The sequence below is a fragment of the Pedobacter borealis DSM 19626 genome (assembly GCF_000708285.2).
In the GTDB taxonomy this organism is placed as follows: Bacteria; Bacteroidota; Bacteroidia; order Sphingobacteriales; family Sphingobacteriaceae; genus Pedobacter; species Pedobacter borealis.
Map to the genome: position 1 here is coordinate 1 of NZ_JAUG01000005.1, position 17,525 is coordinate 17,525.

The following is a 17,525-nucleotide window of genomic DNA, read 5'->3' on the forward strand; positions in this document are numbered from 1 at the left end:
GGATCAAGCAAAAAAGTTGGGGAGTATTAAAGTTTGATTATTTTTGTGAAAATACTTTGTTTTGGACACCACACTACTATCTTTCATACTTCCTGAAGGCTTAACCGAATACTTTGAACTTGATAAGTTTGAACTTTCTGAAGGCTCTTATCATATTTATCTTTTAGAAAAAAACATTCACCCTGGGGAGTATTCAGGAGAAAAGCTAATTTCTAAGGGTTTTTTCGATGAAGTCACTGTTCGCGACTTTCCTTTACGTGGCAAGCCTTGTTTTTTGAAGGTAAAGCGCCGCAAGTGGCAAAACCTCAATACCAAAAAGATTGTTTTTAGGGATTGGCATCTGGTTGCCGATGGTACTAAGATGACTACTGAGTTTGCATTTTTTTTTGAAAAGCTATTTGGATTCAAGCCCAATAAGCTGTAAAACGCTAGGTCATTTCTTTGGATTAGATGGTAAACGCCTTGAGGAACAATATGCTAGTCATCTGAGTGGATTTACAGATTGGGATCAGTTGGAACATGCGGAGAACTGGCTTGTTTTTCCGGAGAATCTGGGAGAATATCTTTCCATAGATGAAACCAGCCTCTCCCAGGGAGAGTTGTATACCGTTCTGACCAATAAGGCTGCAAAAGGTAAAAAAGGTGCCTTGGTTGCCATTATTAAAGGAACGGAAAGCGAATCGGTTATCAAAGTCCTCTCTCAGATCAAGGTAGGCTTGCGCAGAAAAGTGAAAGAAGTTACTCTTGATCTTGCTCCAACAATGTCCCGTATAGTTAAACGGTGCTTTCCTAATGCAGAACTGGTTTCCGATCGGTTCCACGTACAGCAACTGGCTACCGAAGGTGTCCAGGAAATAAGGATAAGACACAGATGGGAGGCCATCGAACAGGAAAACAAGGAAATGGAGCTGGCCAAGACTGCAAAAAAACGCTGGGTGCCGGAATTGCTGGAAAATGGTGATACAGTAAAACAATTACTCGCAAGAAGTAGATACTTACTGTTCAAGAGAGAGGTTAACTGGACCCCTTCGCAATCACACCGGGCAGAGTTATTATTTGGTTTGTATCCTGATCTTGAGCAGGCTTATAAATTAAGTCAGGGTTTGTCCATTATACTCAGTACATCCAAGGACAGGATAGTTGCTTTTAAAAAGCTGGCCATTTGGTATAATCAGGTAGAAGCAGCGGGATTCAAATCGTTTAACACGATTTCAAGAACAATCCAGAACAACTACCAAACCATATTAAACTACTTTACAAATAGAAGCACCAATGCATCTGCTGAATCTTTCAACGCTAAAATAAAAGCATTCAGATCACAGTTTAGGGGAGTGAGAAATGTAAAATTCTTCTTGTTCAGATTAGCTAAAATTTATGCCTAGAATTAATCCCCAACTTTTTTGCTTGATCCCTTTTTTGCTTGATCCAATACTCCCCAACTTTTTTGCTTGATCCTGCCCGGCGCACAACGAAAAAGCCTGTAAACATTTAATTTACAAGCTTTTAGTTAAATTTAAAACTATTTTCGCGGACCGTACGGTACAAATGTCGAACCATTTTATAGAGGACCTTAAAAAACTGGAATTGATAAAAAGAGGATTAATTGCTGAAAATGAGTCTATTGCGAAAAGAATACAGACGGAGAGCCTGTTTCCTTCAAGAGACAAAAAGGCATCTATTAATAAACGAAAAGGATTTAAGCTGTGAATTTTTAAATTCTCTACCTCGCCAAGCGTATAAAATAACTCCTTTAAATAAAGAATCGAATAATGTCCTGTGTTCGGGCGAAAACTAAAGCCGTTATTAACAATAAGGTATCTATCCACATGCCAAAATTGAATTAGCGATTCAACTTTGTGAATCGCTAATTCAATTTTGGTATTTTACCTCAATTCCGGCAGCGTTTGAAACAACCGCCTTGCCTCGGGCCAACCCGCTTCCACAAACACCGCAAGGCATTCGACGAGCTTCTCCCTTCTTTGTGCATCCACAAAAATGGGACGGTAATCGGCTATGTAAAGGCCGACAAGTTTAACAAACAGCTTGGCGCCCATCGGCTCATGCTCATATCTTGCAACACCGGTTTTTCTCAGCATTGCCTCGCTGAACAGATCAAAACATTGGGCAGGGTTCGCTTCGAGTAATTTTTCAAGGACTTCTAAGCAGTGGTGCACGGATTTGGGCGTTCCCAATGTGGTCAATTTGGAAATGATCGGACTGTATTCGTCCAGAAAGGCCTGCTGTTCTTCGATCGATAAGCTTATTGCCCTCCTATAACCAATGCCATAATAAAGCTGATCGGCGATTTCATTGAATAACTTTAGTGCAGCTACTTCCTCTTCAGTCGCTTCACGATCAGTCGGCCATGATCTTACATTCGGTTCCAGAGCTGCAATCAATGCCCATAAAAATGCAATAACATTTTTCCTGCTTATTTCTTCCGGACCGCCCGCACTGGAATACCCAATACCGAGATAATCCCGCAAACTGAACAGCACGCCATGGAGCTGCTTTTCGTAATTCTTGAAATTGGCAATCCATTTACCGATTTCCGCTTTTGAGGACGTAAAGCCCTTTACCACACCAAAGTAAGCAAATGTAGACGGCACCACGTTCTCCCCGCTATGGAAAGATACTTCTTTACCTGTCAGTTTTAAAAACAACGGCTCTACTTTTTCAGGGGCAATCACCCTTAACCGGGAAAGTACGTGGGCACCAAATCCCAATACCGCCTTGTTATGTTCGGAGGAAACAAATTTATCTGCCAGTTCCCACATCGCATTCCGGTCAATATCCCACAGACCGATCACCTTAGTGATGAGCTGCATCCGCACCGCTGGATGGGGATCGGTAAGCAACATTTTCTGATAGCGCTCACTAATTTTTGGCCACAGCCCCGGTACGGTTAATGTATCTCCCAATGCTCCGGCAGCTTCTACCCTTACCGACTGGCCCGACCAGGATGGAAAACGCTCGAAATCCGCTTCGGTCTGTTTATCAATCCTCGGGCTGGTATGATGGCTTAAATCCAGTAGCCGCTGAACGGCAGCATCCTGCTCCTCAGTTGGCACTAGACCGTTTTTTAGCGATTTGCCCAGCGACTTGGAAATCACTTCGGCAGCTTCATCCGCCAGGGCCTCAGGAATGGGCAAACTTGCGGTATCAACCAATTTGGAAAGACCGTCCACAGTCGGCCATAATGGATCTTCCTGCCCGTCTTCCACTTTTTCGGCCATCATTGACCTCAGCGAATCGCTGGCCGAATGGATCTGCTCAAGCTCATCAGAATCATGGGGTTTCCTTCCCGTACTGCTTGTGGCGGAGCTCCATCCCGAACCAAACTCGACCGGTCTACCATTGGATACGTCCTCGCCATCTTTCAATGCCTTTTTAAGAAAATCCTTTGCCTGCTCGGTGACCAGATTGGCCTCACCGATTGCATTAAAAACAGTGGCAACAGTCGATTTCAGGTAGTATTCCGGATCTCCGGTGTGCGCGAAATCATAGGACAAAATCTTTTCCTCAGCACTTCTGCGCTGTTCCACTGAAACGAGGGGATAGGTCGCTGTAATCATTTCAATGGCCTGTTTCCTTGTATTCATGGAGCTTAAAATGACCTGGTCAATGGCCGAATTCCACATGAGCTTGCCCAATACTTCGGGCCGTCTTGTAGCGGCATCAAATAATACCTTCCACACCAATGCCTTGCTGCTTTCATTCAACAAAATAGCAGGTGCGGTAAACAACACAGCCTCATCTGCGCCAATCGCCCAGGCTATAAAGGCACTATAAATCTTATCTTCACCGTCATGCCCAGAATCAATGTCCCATGCCCAGAGCGCACTGTTATCCTCAATGAACAGCTTCTGGCCGTCCAAATAGTCCACCTTGTAATCCTTAACAGGTTCGCCCAGCCTGCGGCTGTTCAGCCCGTCCAGACCTGCACCAAGGGCGCGGAAACCGGCTTTTGGAAACAGTTCCAGCAGCCTTGGGAAATCCGTACTTAGGCTATACTCCGCCAAGCTAAAATCTTGGGCTGCATTTGAAGTCAGGCTCAGAATCCAGCTGGGGCGGCCCATTGCCGTTTTGTGCTCACTGCTGAAATCCCCTCCTGCAAATACCCGGCGGTAGAGCATTGCAATCAGATCATCATCATGCTCAGCAAGGGAAACTGTCTCCCTTGCCAGCCAGGGCACTTCAATGTAACCCAGCTTGTTAAAACGTTCGGGAGCGAAAACCTGCTTCAGCCTATCTTTGGAGGCTTTTGGATCAGAGCCGTATGTCTTTGCCAGGAACGGAATGACACTCGGAGAAAGCCAGTGGATCAAATGGTCTTCCTTTGACATGGCATCAAATAAAGTCCTTGATACTTTCCCCAATGCCAGCTGGCCAATATCGGTCAATGGACCAGGGAGCAGCAGATCAATGATCACCCTCAGGCTGTTCAGCTGATAATAGTCGATCACATTTTTAATTCCCGAAACCATTACAGCCCAGCCATCTGCCGCACCAGTGGCTACCCCAAAGGTACTAAGCGTACCGGCCAGATGGATAATTCCTTTTTTATGATCAGGATCAGCGCCTGACAAGACTTTTGAAAGCGCAGTCAGATCTTCTCCGACAGCAACACCTTGAACAGCGATCCGCGCCACTTCCACCCTGATGATGGGATCAGTAGCTTCACTAGTCATCAAAATGGTAATCAGCTTCCAATAATCTTCGGCAGAAGACGTTTTTTTTAGGTGTTCCACCCAGTACTCCAGCGACGGAGAGATGAGCAATCCCGCTCCTGCCGATTTTGACAATCGGGGTATGGCCTTCGGCGGATCAGGTTCCAATATCAACTTGGACACTGCATAATCAAAAAGCACGTGGTGCCGGAATGCGATACGGTGGGTCTGCTCGGTGACCAGCACACCCCTGGCCTGTAACTGCTGGATAACAGCAGCGGCATCTTGCGGAATTTCAGTCTCCGGGATATCGACCGCCCGTGCTGAAAGCACGAGCTCAACAAAGGTTTTCATCGCAATGGTAGCGGGCAGCCCCAGGTCATCCAAACGCTCGCTCCAATACCTGGCGAGCAATTCCGAGCGGGTGACAACACCGGACAGAGAAGCTGGCGCGACCCCTGCGCTAAGCAGTTCGCCGATCAGCGAGAGGTTAAACGGATTTCTTGCCAGTTCGGACATTTTATCCCCGCCAGCAGCTAATGCAACCTTCAGCGAAGGTGACTTTGCTTCGATCTCGCTGATTTCCGACTCACCGAGCAGGGGAACATGAACATGCCGGACAGCCATAAAGCTGGGCTCGGAAAATCCGGGAACAGGGGCCACGCCTTTAAAAAGCCGTCTCCATTCCACCCCTAACTTCAGATCAAAGGTCCGCACCGAGGCGATCACCTTCCAGCCGGGTAACAGGGAGACCTCATGGATCAGTTTTTTATAAGTTGCCTCGGCCACACCGCCCCTAGTCGCATCTAGTGCGTCAAGGACCAGGTAGCCGGTGCCACTTAGTGATATATTTTTGCACACCTCAATCAAGGGATGCTCCAGTCCGATTTCTTTTTGCAGCGCTTCCAGGGTGCCGATGTTGGTTTCAACCGTCAGGGTCACCACAACCGAATCTTTTGAAAGTTCGCTCGAAAGTGCATGCATAATGCCCGATTTTCCAGAACCGGGATCTCCGGTAATGGCCAGTCCGCCGTTTCTTGCCGCACTGATCACCACTGGGCTGACCGGACGGGAAAAAGTGATCTCTCCGGCCTCGGTATTGATCTTAGTAAATCGTACCAGCCTGTTCACCACACTTGCGCTATAGGCCGTAAGCTTGGCCACATCTGAGTGATAACTTGGTGGTTCTACAAGGGAAATTTTGCCCTGTAAGTAAAGTCGGATCGCACTCTGGTCGCCGCCGGTCCCATTTTTGGATGCCTCGGTTGCCCATTTGACCAGCATATCAGCCAACGTTGTTTCATCCCCCTTTATCTTGACCACCTCCCGCAATGCTTCGGTAGCCAAAAGTTTCTGGTTGTCATCCAGCACCACCACTGCGCAAAGCTTAAGTATCGAATTTACCGTGGCGGATGATGCTGCAGTTCCCTCTTCCTCCAGCCAGGCATCCTTAATCAAACCCGTGAAGATATCCAAGGCATTTTGCTGGTTCTTTGGCAATGCGGTCGCTGCACCCGTGCGGCTTTTTGCAAGTACTTCCTTCAGGTCGTTACGCACTGTAGCTGGTGCGGTCTCACTGACTACCAGTATCAACCTGTCGGTGGTCAAATCCATATCCCGGTTTTTACTTCCGCTGGGAACGCCTTCACGGTATTGCCGCACAAACTGGTCAACGACAGATCGCAGTTCACTATCCTTTGCATCGGACAATGACAGATTTGTTTTCGCTTGAAAAAATAGTAATCCCTTATCCGTTATGACCTTAACATCATCAACGGGGGAAGGTGCCTCCATAAATATCTTTTGGGGCTTGCCTGGTAAATTATCGCCCAGGCGACTTATTGGACGTTCTGTTAGTAGGAGAGCGGCTACATAGGCGCCGACTTCTGATTGAAAAAGAACGCCACCTGATGTTGCTCTTCCACTCATAGTACAAAATACAGGAAACTTCTGAATTTGGCAAATCACGGCTACCATACCTGCAAGTGTTGTGACTACAATTCAAAAACGACAAGTAATTTCAGACGAGACTGACAATAAACAAAAGAAGAAAGGCCTTGGATTATAATTTTCTGGTCGGGCAAAATAGTGAGCAGGGAATTATCGAATACCTTACATGAATACTTCAGATTTAGCGACGCAATATCTTTTTCATCAGACAACAAACTTCCTTGGCTAGCCAAGCTTGTACAGATAATTTTCAAGCTTGTTTTTCCAGCTTTCAAAACTCTCCAAAGGCTTCTTCGATATCTTAGAATGGAAAAAGGTTGCAAAACATACGATATCCACATTGCGATTTTGACGCTGGCTACTTTTGTAAACATCCCTTCCGGAGCTGCATATTTGTTTGATTTCTCGCTCTATTAGAAAAAATGGCTCGGTAGTGTCGAGGTAAGTGCTCCATACATAAGTAGCATTTGAATTTCTCTGCTCCCAAACAAAATGAGTATGTTTTATCCCTTCAATAGTAAACAAAAAACCGAAGTATGGATAAAGTGTAAATTTAATCTTCTGATTCAGGGTTTGCCTAATGTTAGCAAGATATTGGATCTGAGCTTTGTTACGTACTTTGCCATTTTTCATTATAATTTCAATTACCTCCTGCTCTGTATCCTGCAAAATACCTGTAGTAATTTTAGTCAATTCCAATACAGAATTAAGAGAAAGTAGCTGGCCTGTTTCATTGTTCTTTGCTTTGCAGATACTCATTACCCTTTCCTGTTTAATCTCTTCTATCAAAGATTTATTAATGGCTTCAATATCTGGCGAACTCGCGGTATGATCGGTTTGGCCCTTGAACACCGAAAGCTGTGCAACCACTGTAATGCGTTTCTTGCCAAGTTTTTTTGAAAACCATTCTTTTACTTCTTCGAACGCCTCTATGATTTCGGTATTTAGAACTACAAAGGAAATCGTTTTATTGATCCCTAGTTCTCTAACCCAGTAATCAAATGTTACATATCCATTCTTAAATAACAGATTAGAAAAAGGTATTTTAAGTTCAAGGGTGTATCGAAAAGCGCTCACTTGATCGACTGTTGTCAAATGTGAGAATCCTTTGAAACCTTGTTGATGGCCTAAACTAGCTGTTGATTCTAGGAGTTTAGTGGCGGACTCATTATATTCAAGCATTGGTTTCAAATTAATTTGTTGGTGCCACCACAATTGAGGTGAGAGTAAATCCCATTTCATTGGAGCAAATATTATCTGATTAATTATTTTATCAGTACGCTGTTTGATAAAACGATCTTTGTCGGTCGGCGAATAGTCAATCACTTGAACATTTAAAACACCTAAAGCCGGATTATAATCATCAATCTTGACCATCCAATATAAGCCTTTCTTAAAACCTAGGTATTGATAGAGGATATTGGTTTGATCGAAAGGTAGAGACAGAAACGGTGTCAGGTATATTCTATCCTCATCAATTTTCAATAACAATTCATTGTTAAGCTTACTCATTAGTTTTTGATACGTTCGGATTAAATAAATTTCAAAAAGCCGATAACACTGTGTGTCTTATTAAATCAATAATAAGCACTGGTGACGATATTGTTTATCTTTTACCAATTATTTTTAGCAACATCCTTTAATCCTTTCCTGACATCAGGAATCTCGGTTATTTTCAATCAAAAGTTTGACTCTTCTCTCATTTACGTATTTGAATTGTGCGTCATTTTTTTGCTTTCAATAACTAATAATCTGGGGAAGGAACCGCTCCTTTTTCGCTAATATCCATAGGATGTTTCATGAAAATGGCTATTGTAGACTAAAGTGTAAGCGATACTGAATTCTTTCCATGATCGATGTATGTAATACTGTAACCGTATTCTGTAGGATCATAGTCTTTTAGTATTTTTTTTGTCGAAGGGGTCTCATTAGTAATAATTATCTCAATTTGTCGGCCTTGCTTTTTTGCTACCTCAACAATCCAGGAGAGGGTTGCATAGTCAGGGTTTTGATGTTTCCCATTGGCAGAAATCACATACCTATCAGCAGTAATTGTTTCAAAAAACTCTCTGCTCGTATTCCTGTCACTTCCATGATGAGGTACTTTAAGTATGTCTACGTGCAGCTTCCCATACATTAATAGCTTACGCTTTTTAAGTCCTTCAATGATATGATCGCCACGAGCGTCTCCAGTAAATAGTATCTTTTTTTCATCGATAGTTGCGAGAAAGGTAATGCTGCTTAGGTTGGGAGCCGTATCGTCCGAATACGCAGTCATATCAAACTTTCCATCGCTGATTTCCTGTATCCTATTTTCCGTCCATTCGTTCCATTCATCCCTTAAGGCAAGCAGATTCTCAGTAGTTGGCCCTGTGATCGTAAGCGTAAGGTTTCCAAAGCTTATGGGATCTGAGGTTTTTTCAAGAGAAAAGAAATTATCATTCGTGCTGATGTTGATTGGTATTTCAAGATAGTTCGCAAATGTTCTCACTTTATTTGCTTCGTTCTGGCTGCTAATCACCATCTGGGCATGTTCCATGTCCATGGACTGATTGCCCATAACCTCGCATATTTTTTCTACTTGATTGGTGATGGTCCCATCTAAATCAATGGTATTGGAGAAAGAATTGTGCCAGAGTTCTTTTATGGAAAGAATTTCGTCTTTCCCCTGATCTCTTTGCTTTTTTATTTCGGTTAATAGATCAAGAACACCCTTTATGTGATCAGTGTCGATATGGCTCACGATAAGAGCATCAAGAGTACCCTCGGCACCAATAATATTTTCAATTTCTCCTCTGAGATGATTATTATACACACCAGAGGGCCCGCCGTCAATAAGAATGAATTTTCTCTCGTTGGGTGTGCCGAATTCAATAATAATTGAATCGCCGAATTGTGCCTGAACAACATGAATCCTTGTCATAGTTATAGGTTATTAGTGTTTTGTGAATATGAAATCTTTATCGTCTGACGTGATGACCATAGCAAAATCCTGAGAAGGTTGCCAAAGACTGTGCGCTACGATCTGCACGGTATAGCTACCAGGGGATGCCTCAGACAGGCATATAGTCTGAACATTGTTGTGTAAATCTATCGCAACACCGGTAAGCCCATCAGCAACAACCAGGTTTCTTGGGAGTATGTGATTGCCAGCCCATTTTTGGCCAGATGCTGGATGACTGGCGATTAGAACAAGATTATGTTGTAAACCCCGCGCAGGTGGGTCCGTATATACCATTGTTATCTTGAGCCAACATGGGTTTGATATTTGAATGTTGAAGCTAAACCGCTGCCCCGTTTTGGTGAAATGCATTGAGGGATCGAGATAGCCATCTTCGAAAGCAAGCTTGAAATTAGAGTGGGTACCAGGTATGCAGTTGAGCATATTTAATAAACCGAAGCCCTGATGATAGTGTGGGATTTCAACATCCTGAGTTGTGCCAGAAAATCTGACAAAATTTGCATCCGCCTCCTTCAATATCGATGTACTGTTAATAAGTGTGGCTTTTAAAAGTGCTGCACTAGGCAGATGGGAATGATTTTTTTGATAGTATTCTCTTGCGAGAGCTGCACAACCAGAAACCAAAGGGGCAGACATACTAGTACCGCACATGATTGCGTACTTGTCAAACTCAGGATGGATTCCACAGAAATTTGACAAATCAGCGTCTTTAGAAAATGTGGATGCAATGTCTGTTCCTGGTGCAACTAAGTCTGGTTTTACTCTACGTTCATCATCCACTGGCCCCCGGCTACTGAATGCCGCCATGCAATCAGGGTTGCCAGATATTTTTTGTCCTTTTGTAGGATCAAAGGGAAATGATTCTTGCCAGACTGTTCCATAAGTCAACGTTGAGTAACCGCCAACCGATCTCGTGCTGCGGCTAGCCCCAACGGTTAACGCATTTTTTGCAGTTGCAGGTGATCCCAAAGAAAAGAGATCTGTATAGCCTTCAGGCACGTTACGATAAATCTTGCCCTTACCATCATTCCCAGCCGAAAAGACAAGTAGCATATCCTTGTTTGCATAAACAAAGTTGTCAACTTCAACCGAGCTTGCCGTATAACGTGACTTTGTTGCTGCCCCCCAGCTATTATTGTGAATCCTGGCACCCGCATCAAAAGCTTCCTGAAAAAGCTGCCCCAGATCAACAGGTAAATCGAGCTGGCCATTTCCTTTTAAAATTGATTGAAAAAAGATCTTCGCTTTCGGTGCGGTTCCCTTTATCGTTTGATTAGAGTTGGCACCGGTTCCAACAATAGAGCCTGCAACATGTGTACCGTGCCCATTTGGATCAGAGCTATCGCCGGATCTCCCCCAAGCACTTATGCCAGCAATACGGTCAGCAAGTGCAGGGTGAGTGTCGTCTATTCCCGTATCAGCTATTCCGATAATTTGACCTTCCCCTTCATAATCCATTTGAACCACAACGGGAGCGCCAAATCCATCAACATTAAGTATCTGCCGCGCCAGATCGTTGGTTGGCTTCGGCTGGATATACTGCTCAATTGTTTGGATATATTTGTTGGCTGCAAGAGCTGCAAAAATAATCTCACCGGTCTTTATCTCAATGCGCACCTTTATCTCGGAACTTCCTAAGACTCGTACTTGATTTTCTTCTAAATATTTTAGCAACTCGTACCTATCCTCTTTGCGATGAAGAACGACATCAAAAAGAGCTGGTGTGCCTATCGGTACGGTCAGCTGAATCATTTCTCCTTTAAGATTTCCACGATTTGCTATGTCCGAAATAAAATCAAGATTATTAAAACTCAAGTTTTTCTTAAGTTTTGTAAAAATATTTAATCCAGTCTCATCTTCGCCGTAGTATCGTAAATCCTGGATAAAGCTTAGTTCGCGAACTCTATTCAGCACGTTTTCTTTAAGATAGATAACATAGCTATCATTGCCAAGGTATCTGATGATATCTATGGCAAGGGATTCGAGCTCTTGTTTATAATCGTTGATTAATGGCGTATCCAGTGTTACGATAAAATAATTAGGAAAAGTCGCATCATCAAAGCCCCGTTCAAATATACTTGAAGGCCTGATTTTAATGTAACCCTCTACTTTTGAGAATGTAGACTCTGGAAATATGTCTGCCGTTTCCTGAGATTTGCCTTCTTCACTTAACACTTTTATAATAAACTGTTCATTTTGAAGTTCTTTATATTCTTCATCACTGACAGTTCCAATTAGGTAACTATCTGTTCTCAAAATATCCTTAAGAGTTGTATTAATGCGAAGCATTTCTGCATCGGTCAATGCGTAAGCAATAATCCGTTTCATTGAGTAGCGTTTTAGCGTTTTTGGAACGCAGTTAGTTTTAGGATTGGCTTAGTAAATATTGTATTTTTTTTTTACGTGTACAACCCCCATTTTCGTCCCCCCACTGTCAATATTTGGGATAAGATAAAACTTAAGAATTACCAGCTCCCTAAAGTATTTAAAGTCTAGAAAGGACTTTGAAGTCATGTATAATTGTCTCACATTTGACAGGGAACTGAAAAAAGAGAACAATCATCTATGCGGACACTGGTTATTGGAGATATACACGGAGGCTATAAGGCATTGCTCCAGTGTTTGGAAAGATCTGACTTCGATTATAAAAATGATCGGCTGATTCAACTTGGCGACATAGCTGACGGGTACCCTGAAGTCTATGAAGTTGTAGAAGAACTTTTAAAAATAGAGAATCTTATTGCCATTAAAGGGAATCACGATGACTGGTTCGCCGAATTTATTAGAACAGATTTTCACCCGTTTTATTGGACATATGGAGGGAAAGGCACACTCATTTCATACCTTAATAAATGCGGCAAAACAGGCCGTTATTTTGCCACAGGAAGCGGGTATAAAACCTCACTGGTTTCGGGAGATATCCCCCAAGCCCATATGGATTTTTTCCAAAACCAAACATTGTATTACATCGACAATAAAAAGCGGTGTTTTTTACATGCTGGGTTCAAACGTGACCTAGGTTTTAACAGCCAAAAAATGGAAGAATATTTTTGGAATAGAGATCTTTGGAGCGATGCGCTTAAGTATAGTTCAAATGCTGAGCTTAAAAAAGAATTCAATATCGCTACAAAGTTCAAGGAAATATATATCGGTCATACACGGACCCCAAAAGACAAACCACTGAAACTATTTAATATTATCAACATCGATACCGGTGCAGGCCATGCGGGAAAATTAACGATCATGGATATTAACAAAAAGGTATTCTGGCAATCCGATCCGCTCCCGGAACTTTATCCTGAGAATTTTAGGGACCAATGACTCCAGCCGCTATTTTTATGCTAATCTCTATTAACATGACCCGGCACTTCATTGACGGCATATTTTTTAATAAAATCGTCCTTTTCAATACATTGAAGGTATGTAAGTGGTGTGCCGACCTGCTCTCTTTTCCTGATCCAGTATAAAGTATCTTCTCCAAAGTCCAGGAAAATCGGTGCTTTGCTGTTTAACCAGGCCCGATGTTTATATGACCAATTGAACAACCAGTATGTTTCTGGAGTGCTTTTATGACAATCCGCAATGGCCTGCAGTTGTTCATCACTAAGACCTTTACGGTAGACTGCAGGACCGTGTTGAAGATCGTCTTTCACAAAGTATTGAGGAAAACTTGCAAGTCCTTCGGGAGAAACCGAAAAATTGAAGGGATTCATTATTGGAGAACGCGGGTCGGGTATTGCTGTGGTCAGTCTTATGTTATTTTTGAAGTTTTGTGCGTTTACAACCCATATCAGCTTTTTGTAAAAATTATTTCGGCCAAGTAACTCATTAACTGATAAGGGAGAATGTTGAAACTCGATGGTAATACCTGTCGGAGTTTGTATGTCCGCCCTGTGAAACTCGCCGGTGACCTCGTCCCTGAACACTTTTTCGCGCCACTCTTTTGGAAAATAATCCTGCCAATCTAGGTGCCATTGCGTCATCGGCTCCCACCAGGGATCGCAATCCATATTTCTCAAATGAGCCCAATGATGGATCTTAATGGTGCCACACTTTGAGGTGACGAGATTACCGCACCCTGGACAAAGGCCTTTCAGTCTGGTCTCAGGAGCCCTGATCTCCCCATTTACGCTAGCATATCGGATCATATCAATTCAGGTTAATTTTAAATGGTACCTAAATATAAAAATGGTTAAAATTGATTTATATTCAAAGTGTCTTCGCAATCTTCCAAAACTTCCATTATAATTTATTACTGCAGCGATAGGTTACGCAAACAGGGTTTACTTTGGTAGACATAACTTTAACAGAAATGGCACCCAAGCAGGCCTGTGATACATTTCGGCATCTGTTAATACGTAGGCGATAATCCGTTTCATGAGTAGTGTTTTAGAGTTTTCAGCAGTCGGTTAGTTTTACAGGATGCCTTAGTAGATATTGTTTTTTTTTTATGCATGTAACCCCTTTTTTTGTACTCCATTGTCGTTACTCTTGATAAAATCAAACTTGAGAGTTATATATTAGAGAGTTATTAGAAAGATTTGAATACTGAAATGTCAGTATTTTTAATACCAACTTTTGTTGTGTCGTATTATATCTTTATTGTTGCAATGTGAACTTGCCTAGGCAGTAGTTATAGTGTGGGTATTTATAATAGTCTGCCGCTTGACAATATAGGTAGTGCTCATTCGCAAAAAAAACTTAAAAGAGGAACAATTAACGCTCAATAAATGCCAGAGAAAGATATTTTATCAGAAATGCAGTCAATAGAAACTGCCGAGGACTATAAAAAACAATCCGAAATCAATGATATGCGGCAACATGCCAATAAAATCATCGTAGGGATAAAAAAGCTTAATCAACATGACGCAAACCGGGCCATTTGGGAGCTATTTCAAAACGCGGTTGACCTTAGCAATAATTGCCAAGTCGAAATTTGTCTGGATAACGACTCTCTGCAATTTAGCCATAATGGAGTTCCATTCACGCCAATGACATTGGACTGCTTGTTTAAACAGGTTAGTTCGAAAACTCTAGAGGAGAAAAAGAAGTTCTATACAGATGAAGATCCTGTGGGCCAGTATGGTACTGGATTCATGACGACCCATGTATTCGGAAAGGAACTGATTATTGATGGCGCAATTCGAAAGGGAGATGGCTATATACCCTTAAATAATTTTGTGATTGATCGCCGAACCGACAATTGGAAAGTATTGGCAAATTCGATAAGGGATTTAAAGCTTGAGGTTACTTCATTACTCGAAAAGTTTAGAGATCCAATCGTATCCCCATATCCGAAAACAAGCTTCACCTACAAATTCGCATCTGAGCAAAATAAATCTGCAGCAAAATTAGCTATAGAGTCACTAGGACTTATACTTCCATATGTGATGACTATCAATCCTAATCTTTTTAGTGTCGAAGTTCGTGGGCTGGACGGAATTAAGACTACATATAAAAAAGCAGAGTTGTATGACCAAAATGAAATGATGGTCAGGCCGATTCTTATCGATGGGATCAGGAGAAAAGAAGTATGTTATATCGAGACCAACGATAAGAAAACCACGATAATTCTTCCGGTTGACAAAGATTACAACGCATTCCGCTTGGATGAAAAACTGCCACGCTTGTTTCTTTATTATCCATTGATTGGAACAGAAAACCTAGGATGCAACTTTATTTTTCACTCTCGACAGTTTCAGCCAACAGAGCCTAGAAACTCACTTTATTTAAACTCGGACAATGAGTCAAACGCCAAAGATGAAGCGCAAAACAAGTTGTTACTGGAAAATGCATCTTTACGGTTATTTGAATTCCTTAAAGCCAAGGTTAACAAAATATCTAATGGCATCTATCTGTCAACAATCAATTTTAAGATAGACGGCGATGATGAATTTCTTAATTCTTATTTTTCTGGATTAAAGAAAACTTGGATCGAAACCTTCAAAGATTTGCCATTGGTAGATGTTAAGGAGGGATCTATAAGCCCAACAGAGGCTTGCTTTTTAGACAACGAACTACTTTCTTTAGATGAAGGTTTTATTTCATGTTACCCACTTACTGAAAAATTCTTTCCGAACTTACCTCAGAAAATGCTAATTACTGAGTGGACTGCAAGGGTGGACGAATGGAGCTTGGATCAACTAAATTACATTCGCGCTGAGGATCTTGTTATCAAGATTGAAGCCGAAGCCGTGTTATCCAGATTTGAAAAGAAAGACGACCTTCAAAAATTTTATCGTTTTCTTATTGCAAACGGCAAAGGTCATTTTTTCAACTCACACCGATTGCTGCCTAACATCTTTGGGGACTTCAGATACTTGATGGGCAACGATGGATTAAATAATCCCGTGAATATAAGCCTAGAACTTATTTCTATAGCCAATGTGATAATGCCTGAAGTCCCTAAACGGCACGTTGATCATGATTTTCAGTTTAGTCTAGATCTTTCCGATTATAATCGGAAAAATTACGCAACGGAAATTCTTGATGTTATTGCTTCTAAGGTAAACGACAATACTTTAGCAGAAGAACTCGAAGATGATTTCCTAGATAAAGTCATCGACTACTGCAAGCTCAATGCAAACTTAGATTCTGCAAGCGTCCCTGCTGAAATGGCAAAATTGGTCAGCAGACTTTATACTAGGGATGAAACTCTGATCTTGTTGCCACAGATAGAAGAAGACAAGTTGGACCTTAGGCCTGTGCAACGACTGCTAGTACGTCTGATGCTTAATGATCTCAGTAAGAAAAGTACTGACTGGGTTGCAGAAAATATTGAATATTTGAAAGAGATATTGAATATTTCCGGATTTGATGCTTATAAAGAAATGTTCGGAGCTTTGCCCGTTTTCCCGAACCAACTTAATGAGCTTTGTAAACAAGCTTCACTTGAAATCGACGCTCCGGTTCCTTCTGAAATTTTAGATCTTTACGATACTGTACTCAAGCCCAACCTGCCTATTCGCACGGGCTTGGTTCACAATGGATTTTCCGACTTTTTAAAAGTCAAGGAGAAAAAGACAATCAGAAATGTAACTGAAAAGATCGAAGGAGTTTTCTTTGGTGATAATGATCTCATCAACCTTAATAGCCACCCATATAAGCCGGAGATTCTAAAAATTGTAGACACATTTAAGAGCAATTCAGACTATGCGAATTATTATCCCTTAATTCATGCTCAGCGCTCATCGATTTTGGTCAATCTGGCCAACGGGGAAGACTCGTTCGCTATTTTGAGTATGCACCCTGATAAAATAAATGAACTTGCGACGTTAGGAAATGATCCAAACTTTGATCAAATCTTAACGCTTGGTCGGGCGGCGGTGCTTGCGAAACAGCACGAGACGGCCAATTTTGACCATAAATATATGTTGGGAAGGCATATAGAGAGGATTCTACGTGATGGTCTTAAAGAAATTTTGGCAGAAGAAGTCAAGGCTGATGTCAAGGATGTACAAAATGGACAGGATATAATTATACGCATTAAGGAAACTCCGGTCTATTTTATTGAGGTTAAATCAAGGTGGGATAGTGATAATCCGATACGGATGTCAAAGAACCAAACCCAAAAAGCCTTTAAAGAAAAACATCGGTATGCGCTCTGCTCTGTAGATCTGACAGAATACGACGGCGAGGATGCATTGAAGGTAGAGGATATATCAGAGATTGAAAATTGCATGTATTTCGGAAGAGATATTGGCGATAGAGTTTCACACCTAATCGATATTCTTGATGAGGTTGATATGCCAGACTCTATCAATCTTGATGGTGATTTTCGAACAAGAATACCTATGAGCTATGTCGTAAGCGGAGAAAGCCTTAAGGTTTTTGAGAGTTTTCTAATTGAGTTTCTACAACAAAAGATAGCGGATGGCGCGCTATTAATTTAACAGGTCCAGCCCTGTTGGATTGTATTCGTTTTTTATTTCACAATAATTATT

At 42.0% G+C, this 17,525-nt stretch carries 9 protein-coding genes and 1 pseudogene; 4 read left to right on the top strand and 6 right to left on the bottom strand.

What is annotated here, in order from left to right:
• Nucleotides 1-61: 61 nt before the first annotated feature.
• Both AW17_RS02610 and AW17_RS02615 read left to right on the top strand, forming a co-directional pair.
• The gene (locus AW17_RS02610) at nt 62-424 is read left to right on the top strand and encodes an ISAon1 family transposase N-terminal region protein (protein WP_029274542.1); all 363 of its coding nucleotides are present in this window, start codon (nt 62-64) and stop codon (nt 422-424) included.
• Entirely contained in the window at nt 399-1,382 is a 984-nt protein-coding gene (locus AW17_RS02615) for an ISAon1 family transposase (protein WP_029274543.1), read from the top strand. Before AW17_RS02610 ends, AW17_RS02615 begins: the two co-directional genes overlap by 26 nt.
• Nucleotides 1,383-1,883: 501 nt before the next feature.
• Here AW17_RS02615 and AW17_RS02620 read toward each other — a convergent pair.
• The 4 genes from AW17_RS02620 to AW17_RS02635 form a co-directional block, all read right to left on the bottom strand.
• Nucleotides 1,884-6,599, bottom strand: coding sequence for an NACHT domain-containing protein (locus AW17_RS02620; protein WP_029274544.1), 4,716 nt, complete (start codon nt 6,597-6,599; stop codon nt 1,884-1,886).
• A 246-nt stretch (nt 6,600-6,845) separates the two neighbouring features.
• On the bottom strand, nt 6,846-8,132 hold the full coding sequence (locus AW17_RS02625) for a hypothetical protein (protein WP_029274545.1): 1,287 nt from the start codon (nt 8,130-8,132) through the stop codon (nt 6,846-6,848).
• A 307-nt stretch (nt 8,133-8,439) separates the two neighbouring features.
• Nucleotides 8,440-9,543, bottom strand: a complete 1,104-nt coding sequence (locus tag AW17_RS02630) for a ComEC/Rec2 family competence protein (RefSeq protein WP_029274546.1) — start codon at nt 9,541-9,543, stop codon at nt 8,440-8,442.
• Nucleotides 9,544-9,555: 12 nt separating this feature from the next.
• Nucleotides 9,556-11,910: a S8 family serine peptidase gene (locus AW17_RS02635; RefSeq protein WP_029274547.1), complete on the bottom strand. Its 2,355-nt coding sequence runs from the start codon at nt 11,908-11,910 to the stop codon at nt 9,556-9,558.
• 237 nt (nt 11,911-12,147) lie between these two features.
• On the opposite strand from AW17_RS02635, the gene AW17_RS02640 reads away from it, so the two are divergent.
• Complete coding sequence (locus tag AW17_RS02640; RefSeq protein ID WP_029274548.1) at nt 12,148-12,903, top strand: metallophosphoesterase; 756 nt, start codon at nt 12,148-12,150, stop codon at nt 12,901-12,903.
• Between the two features lie 20 nt (nt 12,904-12,923).
• Here AW17_RS02640 and AW17_RS02645 read toward each other — a convergent pair whose 3' ends face one another.
• Both AW17_RS02645 and AW17_RS25470 read right to left on the bottom strand, forming a co-directional pair.
• Nucleotides 12,924-13,592: a competence protein CoiA family protein gene (locus AW17_RS02645; protein ID WP_483414141.1), complete on the bottom strand. Its 669-nt coding sequence runs from the start codon at nt 13,590-13,592 to the stop codon at nt 12,924-12,926.
• A pseudogene (locus AW17_RS25470) lies at nt 13,593-13,730 on the bottom strand (competence protein CoiA family protein); the annotation flags it as partial.
• Nucleotides 13,731-14,312: 582 nt separating this feature from the next.
• Here AW17_RS25470 and AW17_RS02650 point away from each other — a divergent pair.
• Nucleotides 14,313-17,474: a sacsin N-terminal ATP-binding-like domain-containing protein gene (locus tag AW17_RS02650; RefSeq protein ID WP_029274550.1), complete on the top strand. Its 3,162-nt coding sequence runs from the start codon at nt 14,313-14,315 to the stop codon at nt 17,472-17,474.
• Nucleotides 17,475-17,525 lie beyond the last annotated feature (51 nt).